The organism is Anaerobacillus sp. QJM3NY_32, from assembly GCF_056173645.1.
In genome coordinates this window covers 2,162,483-2,181,568 of sequence record NZ_CM149684.1, presented here as the reverse complement: position 1 = coordinate 2,181,568, position 19,086 = coordinate 2,162,483, and the positions used below count along the sequence as shown (strand labels likewise).

Sequence of the window (19,086 nt, the reverse complement as noted above, 5' to 3'; positions counted from 1 at the left end):
AGAGTTGCCCGGATCATATAGCTTCATTCATATTTGCTAACGTTTCATAAGCAAATTTAGGAACACTAACATCATCAGGCATTTTTCCTTCCCACTCTAAAAACTCCCACTTAACAAGTTGATTCGAGCTTTCAACAAGCATACGACACCTTTCATAACGTCTGTCATTAAATGCTTTTAACAATTGAGTCACATTTAGTCCTTGTTGAATAAGTTCAGTTAGAACAACAGCATCCTCAATTGCAAGAGACGCACCTTGTCCAAGATGTGGGGCGGTGGAGTGGGCAGCATCTCCTATTAACAATACTCGACCTTGATACCAAGGAGACGGTAATAAATAACTAAAAACCGGACGGTAAACGACTTCTTTAGGATCTACAATTTGCTCTCTAACTTCAGCTATTTTTCCACCAAAATCCCCCAATCTGTTACGTAAAATTTGATCTAACTGATCTTCTGGCATTCTTGGATTTCCGGGTTCAGAAGTTGTTAACAGCAGATACATTTCATCTTCAGACATTGGAACCAAACCTGCCTTTGCATTCGGACCGTAATACAAAGTACTTCTTGTTATGTCTTCCATCCGAGGTAACGTATAACGCCATACCGCTTGCCCGAGATATTCTTGTTCAACCTTTCCAAACATCAAATTTCTCACTTTAGAATTCTGACCATCTGAACCAATAACTAAATCCGCTGTGAGCATAGATCCATCGGTTAATTTTACTTGAGCTTGGTCATCACCTTGATGAATATCTACTATAGTTGTTCCCATCCTAAATTTTGTTCCTACAGACTTTGCTTTCTCATATAAAATGGAGTGCAACGTCCTTCGAGAAATAATATTTAGCCCAGGATACCCATCAATTTTTGGAGATTGAGGTTCTGCAAATCGGTTCCCTTCCGCATCACAATATTCCATTCCATCAAAGCTATAGCCCCATTCCATACATGTATTTGCTACTCCTAGTTCATTTAAAGCTCTAAGTGCATTCGGTGGTTGAAATATTCCAACGCCATATACTTCCCATTTTTGTTTTAGTTCAATAATCTCTGTTTCAATTCCTATCTCACCTAGAGCAATAGCAGCTGATAGTCCACCAATTCCTCCGCCAACGATCACTATTTTCTTCACCTTAGCATTTGACATATCAAATACCTCCTTTAAACGTGTGCATCTTTACATTGCGCCCCCAAAGATATTAGGGTAGTCCACATTATTCCTCTGATTCCTAATTATGAACATATGTATGTATTACCGTACGTGGTCTTCATCGCAATTGGAGCTACCACTAAAATTTTCTAGAATAAGGTAAATCATTAGATTCAGGAGCCCTACCATAAGAGCCCTTTCTCAAATTAGCTTGTTCATAGATAAATTATAAAATGTTTCCCTGCATACGATCTACGATCCCAAAGTACATCATTAGGCCAGAATTTCACTCTTCTACTTCGTTTTTGAAAAATACTCCTCCCTTCTTTCAAGCATAGTGAATAGTATAGTCATTTCAATTTTTTTACGTAAGTGAACATTTTGTGAAAAATCTCTTGATCATGGTGAGCGATTCGTATTGAATACGATGATGAACATATGCTCACTCTTCCCATCTACTGCCCTAAAACGACTTAGAGCGCTTACTTTTTATTAAGCAAGCGCTCCCCATTTGTTCAAAACATATTCTGTTATTTATCAAAAAAACCATTTAAGTTGACCATTTAGTAATCTCTTTATTAGGAAAAGATTTATGTTCTATTATAAGTGAGTTCATTAATGAACGTCTAACGTTACTCCATTTGGAACCACCCAGCGCTTTTTAAATGCATTTTCTACGAAGGTTTGATCTTCGGCATATTCTCTTATCACATCTTTTATTTCATCAGATTGATAGGAGAAGTTCCGGTTAAATGCTAAGTCCGGATACCCAGAGCCCCTTAACAAATAATCAGAAGAGGCAATTCGATACCACTTTTCTGGATCTAACACCTCATTATTAATCGTAATAGAATGTATTTTCTTTTGATCATGTTGGATCACTGCACCTGATACATGAAGTCGCCCAACATATTTACCTCGGAAGCCTGGCCCCCTGCCATCTGACATACAAACCGAACTATCTAACGAGCTTTCAAGAGCAGCATATAAGTGCTTTCCCTGAATTTCAAAATAAGTCGGATTTAATGGTGAAGGACATATTTCAATGAGCTTTTTATTAGACACAAAATCAACGATTCCCCCATTAGTGATGCCGCTGTTAATTAGTCCGAGGTCACATTCAAAGCGATCTTTTAAACCGTCCGCAATTAAATTCGCCATAGGGTTTTCTTCAAGTACATCATGCCAGAGCGTTTTACTAACTGTGAAAAGTGGTTTACTCAAATTGTCGATCGCTTCTTTCTTACTTGAAAGTAAAATATCTTTAATCTCTTCATCCTCTACCGCTTTTGCTGTTGAGATCGCTCTGGAGGCTAATAAGGTTAAACCATCCTCTGTAACCTCTATTTCTACAATACCAATATGTTCCCCGTACATACCAGCTGAGTTCAGAATGGTGCCATTCACTACTTTAGCTTCATCGTAGAGAACGTGGTCATGTGCGGAAAGAATCAAATCAATCTCATCAATTGCATCGGCAAGTTCAATATCACCTTCAGTGCCAACATGGTTTAGCACAATACAAATATCATAGTTTCCTTTTTGGCTTTCTATCTCTTTCTGAATCGCTTCTATGTAATCTAAAATTTGAAAACCCATCAAATCATTAAATTCCTGCAAATCCGGTGAAGCACCTGTAATCAAAATACGTATCCCTTGCTTTTGTATGATCGTACTACTAAATACCCCTTTGAATGACGCACCGTTTGCTTTAAGAAGATTACAACTAATGAAAGGAACAGGGCTATGTACCGCCATATGCTCTAGCGTTTCATTTCCATTAAACAGTTCATTATTTCCAATCGTAATCGCATCATAACCGGCAGATTGAAGCATCTTCACGGCCGCGATCCCCTGCGTTCCTTGAAGCTCTATACTTTTAAAATCAGCAAAGTCACCACCATCCAAAATTAGTGTGTGGTCATCTGCGTAATCCCTAATAAGTGATGTCGCTTTTGCGAAATTCTCAAAATGACTATGAATATCGTTCGTATGTATGATCGAAAGCTTCATGATTGTCCCCCATTATGTTCGTAATGAACGAATTTAGTGCCAATCTACTATTTCGAAACTAATGAGCGAAATCCTCCTATTAAGCCTTTAACTTTAATAAACTTTTCCTTTTTAAGAAGGAATTGGCTTGAAAGAAAAGAAGATTCACTTAATCATATTGTTAAAGGAGTCGTTATCATGGGTAATATTGGTAATAAGATACAGTTTGGCATATATAAGCAGATGCATGCGCCTGATCCTGATCGCCTTCCAACAAGATATGAAGATTGGGAAAAAAGAGCGAGAGAAGTACTAGAGGATGGTCCTTATGATTATGTGGCTGGAGGGTCTGGTGCTGAAGATACGAAAAATTCGAATCGAGACGCCTTTAAACGTTGGAACATAGTTCCTCGCGTTTTCCGTCACGTTGAAGAACGAAATTTAAAGGTAGGTTTATTCGGTCAGATGCTCCCTTCTCCAATAATGGTTGCTCCAGTAGGAGTTCAATCGATTATCCACCAAGAAGGTGAGCTTGCTTCTGCTAGAGCTGCAGCTTCAATGGGAATACCTTACATTGCAAGCTCAGCATCAAGTCATTCTATGGAAGAGATTGCTGACGCGATGGGCGATGCGCCAAAATGGTTTCAGCTCTACTGGAGTCGCGATCCTGAGATTGCCAAAAGCTTTGTTCAGCGAGCAGAGCATGCTGGATATTCTGCGATTGTTGTAACGCTTGATACACCAATGATGGCCTGGCGAGAATTAGATCTTCAAAATGTCTACTTGCCTTTTCTTATTGGAGAAGGTATTGGCAACTATTTAACTGACCCTGCCTTTCGAGCAGGACTTCACGTTCCGCCTGAAAAAGACGCTATGGGTGCGATTATGCACTGGACAAACGTTTTTGGGAATGCAGGATTAACATGGGAGGATTTAGCAGAACTCAAAAAATACACATCTCTTCCTATCATTTTAAAAGGAATTCTTCATCCAGATGATGCTAAGCTTGCGATTAAATATGGAGCAGATGGAATTATCGTTTCGAATCACGGTGGACGACAAGTGGATGGTGCGATCGCAGCACTGGATGCACTTCCGGCTATTGTTGAAGCTGTTGAGAATCACATTCCGGTATTAATGGATAGCGGGATTAGAAGAGGAGCAGATGTATTTAAAGCCATCGCGCTTGGTGCCGAAGCGGTGCTTGTCGGCAGACCATGTATGTACGCCCTTGCGGTTGGTGGTGAAAATGGTGTGAAACAAGTGCTTTCCAACCTTGTTGCAGATTTTGATCTAACGATGGCCTTATCAGGTTGTCGAGACCTAACTGAAGTAAACAAAGACTTGATCATTCCGGCTAGTCGATAGCAAAATAAGGAACACAGACGTGTTCCTTATTTAATCTTACTTCCATTGAACAGCTTCACTATGTTTATGAACAGCTGCACTTCTTTTTAAGTAAATGACGTAGATCACCATAGAAATGATGACAGATATTCCAGCTGTTAAATAAATATCAGCATATCCAAAAGTAGAAGCAATTAGACCGAAAAACATCGCACCAAGTCCTACACCTAAATCGAAGAAGGAGAAAAAGGTTGCGTTAGCCATACCTTTTCTGTGAAGCGGTGCTTCATTAACAGCCCATGCTTGAAGAGCAGGTTGAACGGAGCCAAATCCTATGCCAAATAACACAGCCGCAAGAATGAGCATAAATTGATTGGCTAATAAAGTTAGATCTACCATAGCCAGTAAAATCAAAAATGCACCTGGAAGAAATATAGCTTTATGACCTTTTCGATCATAGATTTGTCCAGCGAAAGCACGTACGAGCATAAGCGAAACAGCAAATACGACAAAGTACCATTCAATTCCATCAATTCCTAGCTGTTCTGCATACAACGGAAGAAAAGTAGCGATTCCTCCAAAGACCATTGTAATAAAGAAAAGAAGAATAGAAGGCATTAAAGCTGTCTTCTCAAATATATCCCATTTCTTTTTTTCAATCGGTGTTTTATTTGCAGGTTTATAGCGAATAAAGGCAGCGATGATGAATGAAAGTAAACCGGCAGAAGCGGCAATCAAAAACATCGTTTGAAATCCAGAAAGAGCGATTAAGAATAAACCGAGAGCTGGTCCAAATGCCATCGCTAAATTCCCAGCAAGGCCAAAATAACCCATGCCTTCTCCCCTTCGCTTTTGAGGAATCAAGTCAGTTGCAATTGTACCAACCGCGGTTGTAGACATTCCCCAGCCAAGGCCTTGTACTACTCTCATAAGAAACAAAAGAATCAAACTTCCTGTAAACGCATAAGAGCCAACGGAAATGACAAAAACGATTAAGCCAATTAAAAAGATAATTCTTCTTCCGAGTGACTCTAATACATGACCGCTCCACGGTCGTATAAGCAAAGCAGATAATGTGAAAATACCAACAACAAAACCGATAAGCTGGTCGCTCCCACCAAGTTCATTCACAAATAAAGGCAGCGTTGGGAGGGTCATTTGGAATCCTGCAAAAATAAAAAAGTTTGCCATACATATAAAAATAAAGTCCCGCGTCCAGATCTTCTCTTTTTGAAGACCCTGCTGTTTCGCCATACATATTCCTTCTTTCTCTCACATAAGTTCTCTACCATCTTACAACATCACTGTTTTGATTAAGAGTTTTCTGCTCAGACAACAAAAAGCGAAGACGAGCGGTCAGAAACGAATGGATTGGAGCTCTTGAACAGAAAAAACCAGCATCCTTCTGAATGGGACGCTGGTTTTTAGTCATTTCACTCGTAGTTAATAAGTAGCAGATTCAAAGAATTCAAGCCATTCTCCATCAGGTCCTGCGAAGAACAAATATTTTGCACCGTTTGGTAATGTATTGATTTCTTCATCGATAAACGTTACACCAAGGTCATGAAGACGAGTGCGTTCTTGTTCGATATTTTCAACAGTAAAGGCAATGTGATGAACTTTTCCTTCTGCGGGTAAATCAGGATTATAACCTTCTATTAGCTCTACTAAAATTTGCCCGTTTAAACCAAGAAAGGCTAGCTTTTTATCACCATCAGGATGATCGAATTCATCAAGTAACTCTAATCCAATAATCCCTTGATAGAAACCTTTCGAAGCTTCAATATTTCTTACTTGTACCCCGACATGTTCCAGTTTTTGAATCCCCATAAGTCACCAGCTTTCTTTTCATATCGTTATTCCCTGTAACTTTATCACAGTAACGTAAACGAAGAAAAGTAGAAGGAACATTATTCTATTAATCTCGGGGAACAATTTGATTCAATATTTCTCCAGTAAAAAGTGTAGACTCAAGTCTCAAGGCAACTGCGGGTGGAAGGACATCTTTCATCCCTTCAAATGGAACACCAAGCCAAAGCACATTTTGATCAAGCGCTATAAATGGGAATGCCAGACTATGGTCGACATGGTGAGCAATCGGGACTGACTGAACGATCTCTGGTGAAATAATGGACAGCTTACCTTTTGCTTTTTTTAATACGTTCACCCACTCGGCTGTTAACCTTGTTCCCTTAGGAATTGAAATAACGATTTCTTCAGCAGTTTGAATATCTTGAAAAATCATGTCAGTATTCAGTGCGTGGTGCCACTTCAATTTGGGATGCTGATTCTTTACCCACTTTCCTATATGCGTAGGAGAAATTCTCTCTTTTTTTAATAGCTGATGATCAACTAATTGTCGTAGTGTTTTTGATGGAGACATCCGTTTTTGTATATAATCAACATTGCTAATTTGTATAAATTTCCCCTTCGTTCTCGTCATCGCAACATTGATCAGTCTTTCACTATTGTGACCACTCAATAACATGCCAGGACGTGATTCTGGTTCTCCATCTACTGTATCAAACACCATCATATCTCGCTCACTTCCTTGAAAACGATGAACCGTGGCTGAGAGAATGTCAGCCTCAACAAAAGAATGTTTTAAAAGATCGTCTATTAATAAATTCATCATCTTCGCTTGAGCGCGATAAGGGGTAACATAACCAATTGATGACATCCCCGCTTGTAACGCTTCGTAAATTGCCTGAAAAGCTAGAAAAAGCTGCCATAAATTCATTCGTGACTTCGATGAATGTCCCGTCATACAAAAATAGCCAGTATGACTTGTGTCAATTAGAGCAGATGCCATACCTTTAAAAGGAGCTTGGTCTGATATCGGTGCTCTAAGTACGGCAGTTTTCGGATGATCTGTTACAAGTGAATGATAAATTTTATTGTTTGTAAAGTCTGAAATAACCGGGTGCATTCGTCTTTGTTCATTTAACAGAAAGAGTTGAGGATGAAGTTTACCGGTTTCGACAGTTTCAACAATTCCCGAACAGTGAAATACGTCTTCTCTTAACCATTTTGAAACAAGCGGGTGCCGTGCAGACGCTATAGGAGGTAGCTGTTTAAAATCGCCACATATAACAACGCGTTTTCCAAGTGAAGCAGCAAATGCTGCCTGGGGCACATAGGCCATACTCGCTTCATCGATGATCACTACATCTACCCTCTTCCGATAGATATTCTCATCAATAGCGGCTTTTGTTAGTGTTGTGCCTATAATCGTTGCTTCTTTTACAAACTGAGTTTCTTTCCGACGAATCTGCTCTAAAACATTTCCTAATTTTGATTCAAGCTTTAATAACTGATCAGAATCGCGTTTACTAAAGGAATTAGATAAGTCCTCCTTCAGTTTTTTTCGTTCATCAAGAATACTCTCTTTCTCGTTGGCAAGGTCTGGATGCTTCGTCATAAGCAATTGATCTGTAAAAAGCGGCAGATTTGATGAAACATCGCGCTGTTGTCCATACCGCACAATTTTTCCTTCTTCAAATTTCTCTCTATTTTCAGCAAATGAGGCTGTTTCCCGCATTAATACATCAACAGCTTGATTACTATGAGATAAGATCAGGACGCTATTTCCTTTGAAAAAGTGATTTGCAGCGGCTCTTGCTAGATTATGGGTTTTCCCAGTCCCTGGAGGTCCCCACACGTACGTCACTGGGTTATATTTGGTTCGTAGAATCAGCTCATGAAGCCGGCTTTTGATCTTATCATCAGGATGCTTCACAGAATTGGGAGGATTCATTACTCGATTAACCCTAGCTAACCTTCTTTTGCTTTTTTTTATTTCTTCAAGACGCTCATGCAGTTCATCTAGCAGTTCCCATGGGTCATGATAGAGATCTGCCTCTCCAATTCGCTCTCCTAAACCAGCTTCAAGAGCTAGAATGACATTCTTTCCTTCTGAAGACAGTACCCTGCCTTCGCGCTTAATATGTTTCATCTCAAGCCGAACCTTTGATCCAGTTGGGATTTGAATTGGGGTACGTGCATCAAAGTAATACCTAAAATCGTCACCTGAAGACAGCAGCCTTCCATTGACAACTCTAATTGGTCTGCTACCAAATTTTTTAAGGTGTGCAATTTCAGCGCGAAGCGCTAATTGCCATTCATCAATTAATTCTTTCATCTTACATCGCTTCCTTTTATCCGTTCCTTTTTCAATTCCCTAACTATATCACGCTAACGAAAAACTCTCTATATATGTGCTACGTTCTATGATGAGAATGAACATAGTCTAGAAAAACTTCAAGTACTTTTGTTTGAAAGGGAGAGCGCATCAAAATTGAAAACGTCCTTGAATAGGTGAAATTCGGTATTTCCAGAATTTGTAATGTACCAAGTTCTAACTCTTTCCGTATTGTCCACTTCGATAAGATACTTATACCAATTCCAGCTTCGACAGATTCTTTAATTAACTGCGTACTCCCAAAGGCTAGTTTTTGAGTAGGCTCTATATTGAGCTGCTTCCACATCTTCTCTGTAGCTTCTCTCGTCCCAGACCCTTCCTCCCTCACAACCCACATCTCTTGTTCAAGTGTCTTTCCACTGTTCACTTGATGATGTGTTGGTGATGCTACGATAACCATTTCATCCTCAGTGAAGCTATCCACTTGCATGTCCCTAGCAGGATAGTCACCTTCTATGATGCCAACATCAAGTTGGTGTGAGTAGACAAGATCACCAATTTCTCTTGAATTCCCAATCGTTATAGATGGTGTAATTAATGGGTATTTTTCTCTAATAGCTGCAATCACATGTGGAAGGACATATTCACCGTATGTATAACTTGCACCAATTGTAATTTTCCCACTCGCTCGGTTTGTTAGGTCATCCAAAAGATACGTCATCTTTGAATAAAGATTTAAGAATTCTTTCGCATGGTGGTAGACAATTTCTCCTGCCTTGTTCATTTCCACAGATCGGTTGTTTCTTTCTAACAGTTTAGTACCAAGCGCCTCTTCCAGGCTTTTGATATATTGACTAACCGCAGGTTGAGTCATGTGTAACTCCTCTGCCGCTCGAGAGAAATTGCGTTTTTCTACGACTGTAACGAAAACGTGTAACTGCTGATCCACGTCATCACCCCTTACTATAAGTTAATACTTATAGTACATATTCTATTTAATTATTTCACTTATAGCAATAGCTGAAGTAGACTAAAGAAAGAGAAACGGGGGGGACATGATGATTAATACTTTAAGACAACAACAAACTATACCTGAGAAGATGCGATTTTTCCTCGGCATAGCATTTACCTTTTTTATTGCACTATTAGGTTATTTCCTTGCTATGGTGCCAGGCTTTAGTCTTACAGGACAACTCGCATCAGCCATTCTGATCGCAATCGTTTATCGGCAAGTAGCCGGGTATCCCGAATGGTTAAGAAGAGGAATCACTTTTTCATCTAAAAAAATACTTAGGTTCGCCATCATTTTATATGGAATTAAACTAAATGTAAGCCTGATTCTTCAAGATGGATTACCCATATTATTATTAGGCGCGCTTATCATCGTATTTTCTATCTTATCGTCTGTTTGGCTTTCTAAAGTGATGAAAGCTAATACATCCATAACCTTTTTACTTGGTGCTGGTACAGGGATTTGTGGAGCTGCAGCCATTGCAGCAATTGCGCCGATCGTGGAATCTAAAGAAGAGGATACGGCAATTGGAGTGGGGATTATCGCTCTATTTGGAACGGTATTTTCAATCGGATATACGATTCTTCGCCCATTCCTTCCATTAACTGAAAGTCAATATGGAGTATGGTCAGGTATTTCACTACATGAAGTTGCTCACGTTGCATTAGCAGCAGCGCCAGGAGGAGAAACAGCTCTTGCAATGGGGCTCCTTGCAAAGCTAGGAAGAGTCTTTCTCCTCGTGCCAGTTTGTTTTCTTTTCATGTACCTAATGAAACGCAAAAACGCGGGCACAAAACAAAAAGTTGCTTTTCCATGGTTTTTAATCGGGTTTATCTTAATGAGTCTCGCAGGAACTTATCTCCTAGGACCCATTATTCCCTTTTCTGAATCTGCAACAAATGTAGTAACCGAAATAACAACGTGGTGTTTGACGGCTGCTATGGTAGGCCTAGGATTGAGTGTTAGTCTGAAGGATTTGAAAGATAAAGCACTAAAGCCAATGGCCATTATTACAATTGTATCAGTTGCTCTTTCCATTTTTACATTCTTCATCGTAAAATGGTTTTACTAGGCTTCATTTGAATGGTCATCCTCTGTGGATGACCATTTTTTACGAAGGTAATCCACGTAACGAAATACAGTTCTCACAATAAGCGCATGAAGAAGTATTCCTACAATTGTAAGTAAAATAATCACAAATTTACCTACAAAAGAAGTTGGTTCTACTGAAAATCGTCCAACAAAAATGATCGAACCTAATGACCAAACCGCTGCATCTTGAAAAGAATCCACGACAGGTTCATAGAAATAGAATGGAAATGTTGAGACGATAACAAATACAAAACTAGTTAAAAACCACGTTTGAGGAGACATACCCATCGCTTTACCTAGAATGGGATTACTAAATCGCTTGGCGATTGTTTTAATTCGCCATAGTCTATAAAGTCTCGCAAGCTTAGCTCCTTGAAAGATTGAATCTAGCGGAATTAGAGCTATTAAATCAAATGGATGCTTTTTTATATATTCCCATCGATCTTCAGATAAATAAAGAAAGACCGTATAATCAATAAAAAAGACGATCCAAGTGCCGATGAGGATCGCCTGTTGAAAGGGAGATTCATACCAAATCGTTGAAACGGATAAAATCACACATACAAATAAAAGATATTGATACAAACGCTTCAACATTTAATCCCCCTTCCCTTGCTACTCTTTCTTTATGAATATCTAACTTTGAAGTCGTCATAAACAGCTTTGACCGCTGATAGATTGGCTTGAAGTTATGACTGAATGGCTATTTTAAATTGCCTCCGTATTAGTAATGTCTACTACTATTATACCAGTCATGTAGATGACCGGCTTCACGATTCGACAATTCAATCTGTTAAATTTCTTTTTTCGATTTTCAACCCTTCAACTCTACCAACCACTAATGCCCCATTACATAAAGGTAGAAGATAATACGATCATCAGTTCATCCTCTATCTTTTCCATTTCTTCTTCATCTAGAAACTTATTAATAATAATTGAAAAAATGAGCGAATTATTCGTTTTAACATATCCAGATAAAGAAGTAACACCAATTAGAGAGCCAGTTTTAGCAAAAACAACGCCTTCTGCTGATGTAGCCCTTAGACGCTCTCGCAAAGTCCCTCCCACTAGCCGATCAGGGATTCCCGCTACAGGAAGTGAGTTCATAAATGATGAGAACCAGGGTTTGCTTTGAAGTTTGAATAAAAGCAAAGATAGCTGATTCGGCTGTATCAAGTTCATTTGTGAAATACCAGAACCATCTCTTAAACACATGTTATCAGGATCTAATCCTTCTTCTCTTAAAAATGTTCTCACAACTTCGAGACCAGCTGAAAAACTTCCTTCTCCCCTAACTTTCCTGCCCATTTCTTTTATAAGAACTTCTGCATGCCCATTATTACTTAGTTTCATAAATGGCAGTAGCAATTCAGAAAGAGGCATGGATTGTTTAGTTAAAAGCGTTTTGATTTCAGTTGACTTATTTTTTAAGGCTTCCTCACTTATGTAAATACCAAGTCCTTTTAAGGAATCTTTAAACAGATGTAGGGCGTAACTATCTGGGCTCCATAACGCAATCCACTTTTTTTCTGGTGGAGCATCCTTCGAAATGGTACCGCTGATTGTAAGCGTATTGGTACCATGCTGACGAATGATATGTAATTCCCCTTCCCCGTGAGAGGGTGAAGTCGTAAGAGCGTTATTCACTAATTGTATATCGTTCGCCGTGGGAGAAATAACTACTTTAGGTGAATCGCCTTCTTCTCCTGGTGAAACCTCAACAATAATGGTTCCTGCGTCATAATCAATATTCGGAGAGATAGTGAGGGCAGAGATTTGAGCACCGTAATACTCATGTTCATCACTCCAAACCATATCTTCTGATAGGTACTGCTCGTCATACCAGGAATAATCACCTATAACATCACCTTGAATACGTTCAATCCCAAGAGCTTTCAATTCTAAAGCAATTTGATCTAAATCTTCCTGTAAAACCGTTGGGTCTCCTTTCCCCTTTAGATAAAGGTTCCCCATTAAACGACCATCCTGTATTTCTCCATCTGTTTGTACCTCAGTGCTGAATCGATAGTCAGCACCAAGTTTCTCTAGAGCTGCCGCCGCTGTAATGAGCTTCATATTTGAAGCGGGCGTCATTCTTAAATCTCCAAAATGGTCGTAGAGAAGCTCTCCACTATGATTACTACGGATGCTTATCCCAGCAATCGCGCCATAAAGACGCTCATCATTTACTATGCTATGTAGAGATTGAGACAATGTCTTTCCGTTATTTATTTTACCACTTCTTTTTTTGCGATATCGACGTCCTAAAAACAAACTAGAAATTAAGGCTCCACAAGCTAGTTTTTTCTTTATACCGATCTTCTACACAACCTTTCCAATTAAAATAGAGCCGAAGCGATGAACATTTCGCACGGCTCTGATCTATGAGACTTCTTTTGTAAGAATATAATGGATAAGCATCATTTGTTTTCTTTCAACTCCTGCTGTTTGTGATTATTGATTACGTAAGATCCGTCTTCTTTAGGATTTTGTTCATCTTTAAGATCAATACCCCATGGATGCGTTAACAGCAAGCTTCCACTTAACGAAACGGTTTGACGTTCCCTCACCATACTCCCCTCCTTTCGCTTATTAATGATCTATTTCGCTATTCGAATGACTTTTTCCTTCTTTTCTGTCTAATTTAAAACTAATGACCTAGAATGCTGTATTATTTGAAGGCATTGAGGAAGAAATAGGGCTATAAAGGGTCTATTTTACTGCTTTTTATCGAAAGTTAGAACGATTTGAATTTGAGCTCGCGCCACCTGAACAATTCAGTGAGTTTAAAAAAGAACCCTCCATTAGGAAGATTCTTCGAATTTTGAAAAGGCATTGCTAGCAAGCATCGAAATCACTGCATCATCCATAGGAGGATTATGCAATCCTGCTCTTACATCCCGATAATAGCGCTGCATAGGATTATCTTTAAATAATGCTCTTGCACCTACAACTCTCATGGCCATATCGACTACATTTGCTGCACTATTGGTTGCGACGTGTTTTACAGCCGCTAACTCAGGGCCCATTTCATTTCTCTTATCGGGTTCTGAAACCCACCGTAACGCAACAGAGTACATCATTTCTCTAGCTCTCATTAACTCCAATTCCATTTCCCCTATTTTCCGTTGAACTTCAGGGACTTCTTTAATAGGACCCGGCAGACTATTTGGTGAATAATGTGATGCGAAAGCAACTGCTTCATTACGAGCAGCAATCGCGACACCAAGATAGCAGGCTGGTATGTGTAAGAGCCAGGCTTTTGGCAGTTCACTTTTGGCAGTATTAGGTCCCTCAATAAGGGCATCTTGCGGTAATTCAACATTTTCTAGGACAAGATCATCACTTCTCGTACCTCTCATCGACATCGTGTCCCATTTTTCTTCAATCGTAACACCAGAAGCTGTCATATCTACAAGGAAGAAGCCTTTTTCTCCTGTCTCTCCAATTTGGGATGAGACAAGTGCATATTGAAGACCTGGCGCCATTGAAGTAAATGATTTACGACCGCTTATAATCCATTTATTCTCTTTAAGTACAGCTTTCGTTTGAGGCATCCCACCACGGGTCGGACTACCAGTTGCAGGTTCAGAAGCCGCCCGGTTAAACAAAGCATTTTCTTCAACGATGAGATGCGAAAGTCTTTCAAATACTTGATCTGTCCAAATTTGTTCTTCTCTCATTTCAAGGATGATTCCAAGATGCCATCCGATTGAAAGTGCTGTAGCAGCATCACCTGTTGCAAGTCGTTCTTGAAGCATCACGTACTCATACAAATTGATGCCCTTACCTCCAAATTTTTCTTGTACAGTTAACGAAAGATATCCAGATTCTTTCAGCTCCTCAAAATTCTCAAAAGGAAAGCGCCCCTCTTGATCAATTTGGTCTGCCCTTGTTGCAAATGAATTCGCAAGATTACTTCCCAATTCAAACAACTGCTTTTGTCGATCGTTTTTAATAAAAGAGTTATAAAGATGATTCATAAACAAACGCCAGCCTTTCCGATTAATCTGTACTTACTATCGTACACTAGAAGAGGAATTAATCTCCAGTAAATCGATCGGAAAAGCGCATTTTTCTATTTTCGATACAAAGGATAGGTGACAGTAGTCGGTACTTCGATCACGATAAGCCTTGTTTTTGCTTCTGCTTGAATGTTCATTTCTTCTAACTCGCTTGCTTCAATAACAAAAAATTCCTTTCCTTCATAAGAAGTCTCGTTTATCCGTCCTCTTCCTTCTAAAACTAAGATGCTTACTGAACGTCCTTTTCCAATGTGTTGTTTATAAATGAATGGATGGCTTATATGGAGATCCCACATATGAACGTCTGTTTCGAGAGCAACAGGAGAGTCGTCACCAAGTATTTCCTTAACACGTACTCCATCGTGAACGTCTATCTGGAACTCTTCATGCTCAAATTGTTGGTAGGTAGGTTTCCGGCGAAGAGCTTCTCTCAAATGAGGTTCAAACCAAATTTGGAACCCTTGCATATCGGGTCCAACAAACCCCTCCTCATGGGATACACCAGAACCTGTCTGCATCACTTGTAAACCACCAGGACCTACGATACTTCTCGTACCTAGTGAATCTCCATGCTCCGCCTTCCCACTGATCACATAAGTAATAATTTCAAAACCTTGATGAGGATGAAGCGGGATGTATCCTTCATGCTCAGACTTCGCCCATGCCCAATAAAATAAAGGACCTACTCGTTTCACTTCAGAGCCTTCACCTGGAAAACCAATTGGTTTCTGTTCTGTGATTTTTCCACCGTCAAATTGGCCTACACCTTGTTGCTCTTCGTTATACCGCTGAATCAACATATAGATCACCACCCTGTATTTATCTCGAATTCGAGATAATTTTATCTTGAATCCAAATTATTGTCAACTCGTATTGTCTACTTTAAACAAGATGTCTTTGTAAGAAAACTCTGGTGTAATGATTAATGTCATTTCTTTAGCATTTCGGTCGATTGCATAAATTAAGACGATTCGAAAAGAACCTCCTCCCTTTATCCAATATTTGTTCCAGCCATCTTGATCAATAATGACAAATTCCTCTGGTTTTATGTAAGAACTGTCTACTTTTAGTTTCGAGTAATATGGCTTAAAATCAATTGCAGCATCATCGAAGTTTTTTGCGTAAATTTCAAATCCAATATATTCTTTTTCTTTTTCTAATTCAGGTAAATCTTCTTGTCCTGGAATTTGATCAACTTCATTTACTTCTAGTCTAAACATTTCCTTCCCATCCATATCTTTTTCAACATAAGGCTCACCTATTTTGTATCCGTTTCCATTCGAGGGTTTTTCTATCTTCTGAATTAAAGCAGACTCTGTTGTTTCTGCCTCTGGGTAATAGTTACGAATCATTGTAAACCAAACCCCTGTAAAAAAACCTACAATTAATAAGATAATCGTTGCTCCGATAATCCATTTCCCCACTCTTTACTCCCCCTTTTAATTGTAGACGAGGCCAAAAAGAAATGGTTGCATACAAAAAGCCGGCACTTTGGCCGGCTTTATTTTAGAAATCAAAGTTATCAGGATCAGGTCCCATTCGTTCATTTTGATTTAGCTCATCAAGAGCTCTAATATTATCTGTTGTTAATTCGAAGTCGAAAACATCAAAATTTTGTTTAATGCGTTCTGGATTCGAAGATTTAGGAATCGTTACGACCTCATGTTCAAGATCCCAACGAATAATCACCTGAGCAGTTGATTTGCCATGCTGCTCAGCAATATCTTTAACCACCTCATGATCCAACAATTTCCCTTGAGCAAGTGGTGACCATGCTTCCATTTGAATGGCATGTTGCTTACAATAGTCTCGAAGCTCTTGTTGATTTAATAGTGGGTGAAATTCAACTTGGTTAACCATTGGCTTAATTTCTGCATCCTTCATTAGATTTTCAAGGTGATTCGGATGGAAATTACTAACGCCAATAGCGCGAATACGACCGTCTTTATAAAGCTTCTCCATAGCTCTCCACGTTTCTTTATACTTTCCTTCTACCGGCCAATGAATTAAGTAAAGATCTAGCGTCTCAATACCAAGTTTTGAAATAGTTTCTTCAAAGGCTTTTATTGTCGATTCATAACCCTGATCATCATTCCATACTTTTGAAGTAATAAAGAGTTCTTCACGCGGGATGCCGTTCTGTTTAATCGCAGCACCAACGCCTTCCTCATTTTTATAAGCTGCTGCTGTGTCGATCGCTTTATACCCAGCGTCAATAGCAGCATTAACCGCGTTTTTCACTTCTTCATTGTTTTCCATTTTCCATACACCTAAGCCAAGTGTTGGCATTTTAATACCGTTGTGTAATGTAGTTGTTGTCCATTGTTTAGCCATTTAAAATCTCCTCCAATTTACTTTGTATCACAATCGAACTGTTCCCCATTTTTTTCAATCTTACACATTTTTATGTAAATGGATATGCGTGCTTAAACGAAATAAGCGAAATAAAAAAAACCATCCAAAAGGATGGCTATATTTTCGTAGGTTTTTGCTTCAATCTAGACTTCTTGTTAAATTGAGCAGTAGGAGACGTTTGAACTTTTTCCTTCTCTGCTTTAGCGTCCTGTTCGAACGCCTGCATGCCTTTTCCAAATAAAAGACTCATTGTTTTCCCTCCTTGTGTAAAGCGTTAGTTCACCATTTCCGATTTTAATTGAGCTAAAACTATAATTTACAAATTTACTCAATAAAATTTTTTATCGCTGCTCTAGAACGTTTGCAGTCTCGTTACAATGAGTCTGAACAGTCATCAACTCATCTAGAGACTGCTGAATACGATCACGATTTTGCCCTTTTTCAACTGTCGAAAGAGCATCCTCTAAATATTTACTCGCTTCTTTTAGAGCCCTACAGCTATCTTGAACATAACCTCGTGCATTTTTCTCCATATGGCACTCCTCCTTTCCATTAGTTTCTATCAAAAGGTTATTTTCATACAAAAAACCAGCCAATTTGGCTGGTTTTCATCTTATAGTTCAAATTGTTGGAAAATATTACCTTCCAAAACTGGATATATTTCTTTCTCAGCTAGTTGATTAATAATGATTTTATTTCGATTTACAGCAAGTCCGAGATTCGTTGAGCCCACGCCATGAGTATGCTGCATGCCACTATGAACATAAATGTGAGAAGAAGCTTCACATGTTAAGTTAAGGCGATAATCTTTTGAGACATGGTATCGCCCGTTCTCATCCCAATCAATAATCTCTTCTAAATCTTGAAGGCACTTAGGAATCAACGGGCGATAACCTGTACCAGCAATAATAACTTCACTATCCAAAAGGAAATTTTCTCCTTTTTGCCATTGTCGACACTCTACTTCATACCCTGTTCCATCTTCTTTTTCTCTAACTCCATTGATTTCAGTTAATGGCATTAGCATCACATCCATATCTTTACCTCCCACGGACTGTTCATATAGAAGGTTATAAATATCGGTAATGGTATGAGGACTAATGCCTTTATACAATAACTGCTGTCCTTTAAAGATATCATCTTTTTGCTCCTGAGGTAGATCATAGAAATAATCAACATATTCAGGAGAAAAGTGCTCTAAACTTAATCTCGTTTCTTCCATTGGGAAAAATCCTTGAGACCTTGTTACCCAATTAAGGGAATACCCGTACTCTTGTCTTTCTTTTAACAACTCACGGAAAATCTCTGCAGAGCTTTGCCCGGACCCAATAACCGTGATTTTCTTAGCCTGTTTACACCGCTCTGTGTGATCTAGAAATGTGGAAGAATGAAAAACGTCTTCTTCAGGTAAATCCTGCAACGCCTTAGGTAATGACGGAATAGTCCCTACTCCAAGGATAATATTTTTAGCTACATATGTTTCTGTTTCACCAGTGGTAAGCTTTTCAACCGTAATTTCATAACGCTCGACTGGTTTACCTATTGGAACTACAGCTAATACTTTAGAGCCGAATTGACAGCTTTCCAATTGATTGGCTGCCCACTGACAATAATGATTGTACTCATTACGTGGCATTTCAAGACGCTGTAGAAAATAAAAATGATACAAACGATTATGATGTTTTAAATAATTTAAATAACTATACGGATTAGTTGGATCAGCCATTGTGACAAGATCCGCCATAAAAGGTACTTGGAGCCGCGTCCCTTCAATCAACATTCCCGGATGCCAATTAAATTGTTCTTTCTGCTCAAAGAAAAGTGTATCCATTTCTTTAATTGGATCCATCAAAGCAGCTAACCCTAAATTAAATGGTCCAATCCCAACACCAATTAAATCGTATACTTTCTGTTTCATCCAATCCTATCCTTTCTCTTCTTGCATCTATTATCTCCTTTTATTATACCA

The 19,086-nt window shown here is 39.0% G+C and carries 18 protein-coding genes; 2 read left to right on the top strand and 16 right to left on the bottom strand.

Going from position 1 to position 19,086, the window contains the following annotated elements; all coding sequences use genetic code 11:
* Positions 1-13: 13 nt before the first annotated feature.
* Complete coding sequence (locus AC0VYH_RS11570) at positions 14-1,150, bottom strand: FAD-dependent monooxygenase (protein WP_475372549.1); 1,137 nt, start codon at positions 1,148-1,150, stop codon at positions 14-16.
* Between the two features lie 618 nt (positions 1,151-1,768).
* Positions 1,769-3,166 carry a bifunctional metallophosphatase/5'-nucleotidase gene (locus tag AC0VYH_RS11565; protein ID WP_475365205.1) on the bottom strand — a complete coding sequence of 466 codons (1,398 nt, stop codon included), beginning with the start codon at positions 3,164-3,166 and terminating at the stop codon, positions 1,769-1,771.
* 177 nt (positions 3,167-3,343) lie between these two features.
* Here AC0VYH_RS11565 and AC0VYH_RS11560 point away from each other — a divergent pair, with 177 nt between their 5' ends.
* A complete protein-coding gene (locus AC0VYH_RS11560) occupies positions 3,344-4,513 on the top strand; it encodes a lactate 2-monooxygenase (protein WP_475372548.1) in 1,170 nt (389 codons plus the stop codon).
* Positions 4,514-4,549: 36 nt separating this feature from the next.
* Here AC0VYH_RS11560 and AC0VYH_RS11555 read toward each other — a convergent pair whose 3' ends face one another.
* The 4 genes from AC0VYH_RS11555 to AC0VYH_RS11540 all read right to left on the bottom strand — a co-directional run bounded on the left by AC0VYH_RS11555 (position 4,550) and on the right by AC0VYH_RS11540 (position 9,582).
* The gene (locus tag AC0VYH_RS11555) at positions 4,550-5,746 is read right to left on the bottom strand and encodes an MFS transporter (protein WP_430246484.1); all 1,197 of its coding nucleotides are present in this window, start codon (positions 5,744-5,746) and stop codon (positions 4,550-4,552) included.
* Positions 5,747-5,935: 189 nt separating this feature from the next.
* Complete coding sequence (locus AC0VYH_RS11550) at positions 5,936-6,322, bottom strand: VOC family protein (RefSeq protein ID WP_475367430.1); 387 nt, start codon at positions 6,320-6,322, stop codon at positions 5,936-5,938.
* Positions 6,323-6,410: 88 nt separating this feature from the next.
* Positions 6,411-8,633: a DEAD/DEAH box helicase gene (locus AC0VYH_RS11545; protein WP_475367429.1), complete on the bottom strand. Its 2,223-nt coding sequence runs from the start codon at positions 8,631-8,633 to the stop codon at positions 6,411-6,413.
* Positions 8,634-8,712: 79 nt separating this feature from the next.
* Entirely contained in the window at positions 8,713-9,582 is an 870-nt protein-coding gene (locus tag AC0VYH_RS11540) for a LysR substrate-binding domain-containing protein (RefSeq protein WP_475367428.1), read from the bottom strand.
* A gap of 106 nt (positions 9,583-9,688) precedes the next feature.
* Between AC0VYH_RS11540 and AC0VYH_RS11535 the strand changes: the two genes are divergently transcribed.
* The gene (locus tag AC0VYH_RS11535) at positions 9,689-10,717 is read left to right on the top strand and encodes a YeiH family protein (protein WP_475367427.1); all 1,029 of its coding nucleotides are present in this window, start codon (positions 9,689-9,691) and stop codon (positions 10,715-10,717) included.
* Here the strand turns inward: AC0VYH_RS11535 and AC0VYH_RS11530 are convergent.
* From AC0VYH_RS11530 to AC0VYH_RS11485, 10 genes are all read right to left on the bottom strand, one after another.
* Positions 10,714-11,334, bottom strand: coding sequence for a hypothetical protein (locus tag AC0VYH_RS11530; RefSeq protein ID WP_430246475.1), 621 nt, complete (start codon positions 11,332-11,334; stop codon positions 10,714-10,716). The genes AC0VYH_RS11535 and AC0VYH_RS11530 overlap by 4 nt on opposite strands.
* 252 nt (positions 11,335-11,586) lie before the next feature.
* Positions 11,587-13,011, bottom strand: a complete 1,425-nt coding sequence (dacB, locus tag AC0VYH_RS11525) for a D-alanyl-D-alanine carboxypeptidase/D-alanyl-D-alanine endopeptidase (protein ID WP_475367426.1) — start codon at positions 13,009-13,011, stop codon at positions 11,587-11,589.
* Positions 13,012-13,157: 146 nt separating this feature from the next.
* Complete coding sequence (locus AC0VYH_RS11520; RefSeq protein WP_475367425.1) at positions 13,158-13,307, bottom strand: hypothetical protein; 150 nt, start codon at positions 13,305-13,307, stop codon at positions 13,158-13,160.
* Positions 13,308-13,541: 234 nt separating this feature from the next.
* The gene (locus AC0VYH_RS11515) at positions 13,542-14,720 is read right to left on the bottom strand and encodes an acyl-CoA dehydrogenase family protein (RefSeq protein WP_475367424.1); all 1,179 of its coding nucleotides are present in this window, start codon (positions 14,718-14,720) and stop codon (positions 13,542-13,544) included.
* Positions 14,721-14,815: 95 nt separating this feature from the next.
* Positions 14,816-15,562 carry a pirin family protein gene (locus tag AC0VYH_RS11510; RefSeq protein ID WP_475367423.1) on the bottom strand — a complete coding sequence of 249 codons (747 nt, stop codon included), beginning with the start codon at positions 15,560-15,562 and terminating at the stop codon, positions 14,816-14,818.
* Between the two features lie 63 nt (positions 15,563-15,625).
* Positions 15,626-16,186: a hypothetical protein gene (locus AC0VYH_RS11505; RefSeq protein WP_475367422.1), complete on the bottom strand. Its 561-nt coding sequence runs from the start codon at positions 16,184-16,186 to the stop codon at positions 15,626-15,628.
* Positions 16,187-16,268: 82 nt separating this feature from the next.
* A complete protein-coding gene (locus AC0VYH_RS11500; RefSeq protein ID WP_475367421.1) occupies positions 16,269-17,096 on the bottom strand; it encodes an aldo/keto reductase in 828 nt (275 codons plus the stop codon).
* A 136-nt stretch (positions 17,097-17,232) separates the two neighbouring features.
* Positions 17,233-17,367, bottom strand: coding sequence for a hypothetical protein (locus AC0VYH_RS11495; protein WP_255622435.1), 135 nt, complete (start codon positions 17,365-17,367; stop codon positions 17,233-17,235).
* 91 nt (positions 17,368-17,458) lie between these two features.
* Positions 17,459-17,650 (bottom strand): hypothetical protein, encoded by a 192-nt coding sequence (locus AC0VYH_RS11490; RefSeq protein ID WP_430246461.1) that lies wholly within the window; start codon positions 17,648-17,650, stop codon positions 17,459-17,461.
* Between the two features lie 80 nt (positions 17,651-17,730).
* Positions 17,731-19,035 carry a lysine N(6)-hydroxylase/L-ornithine N(5)-oxygenase family protein gene (locus AC0VYH_RS11485; protein WP_475373768.1) on the bottom strand — a complete coding sequence of 435 codons (1,305 nt, stop codon included), beginning with the start codon at positions 19,033-19,035 and terminating at the stop codon, positions 17,731-17,733.
* Between the last annotated feature and the right edge of the window lie 51 nt (positions 19,036-19,086).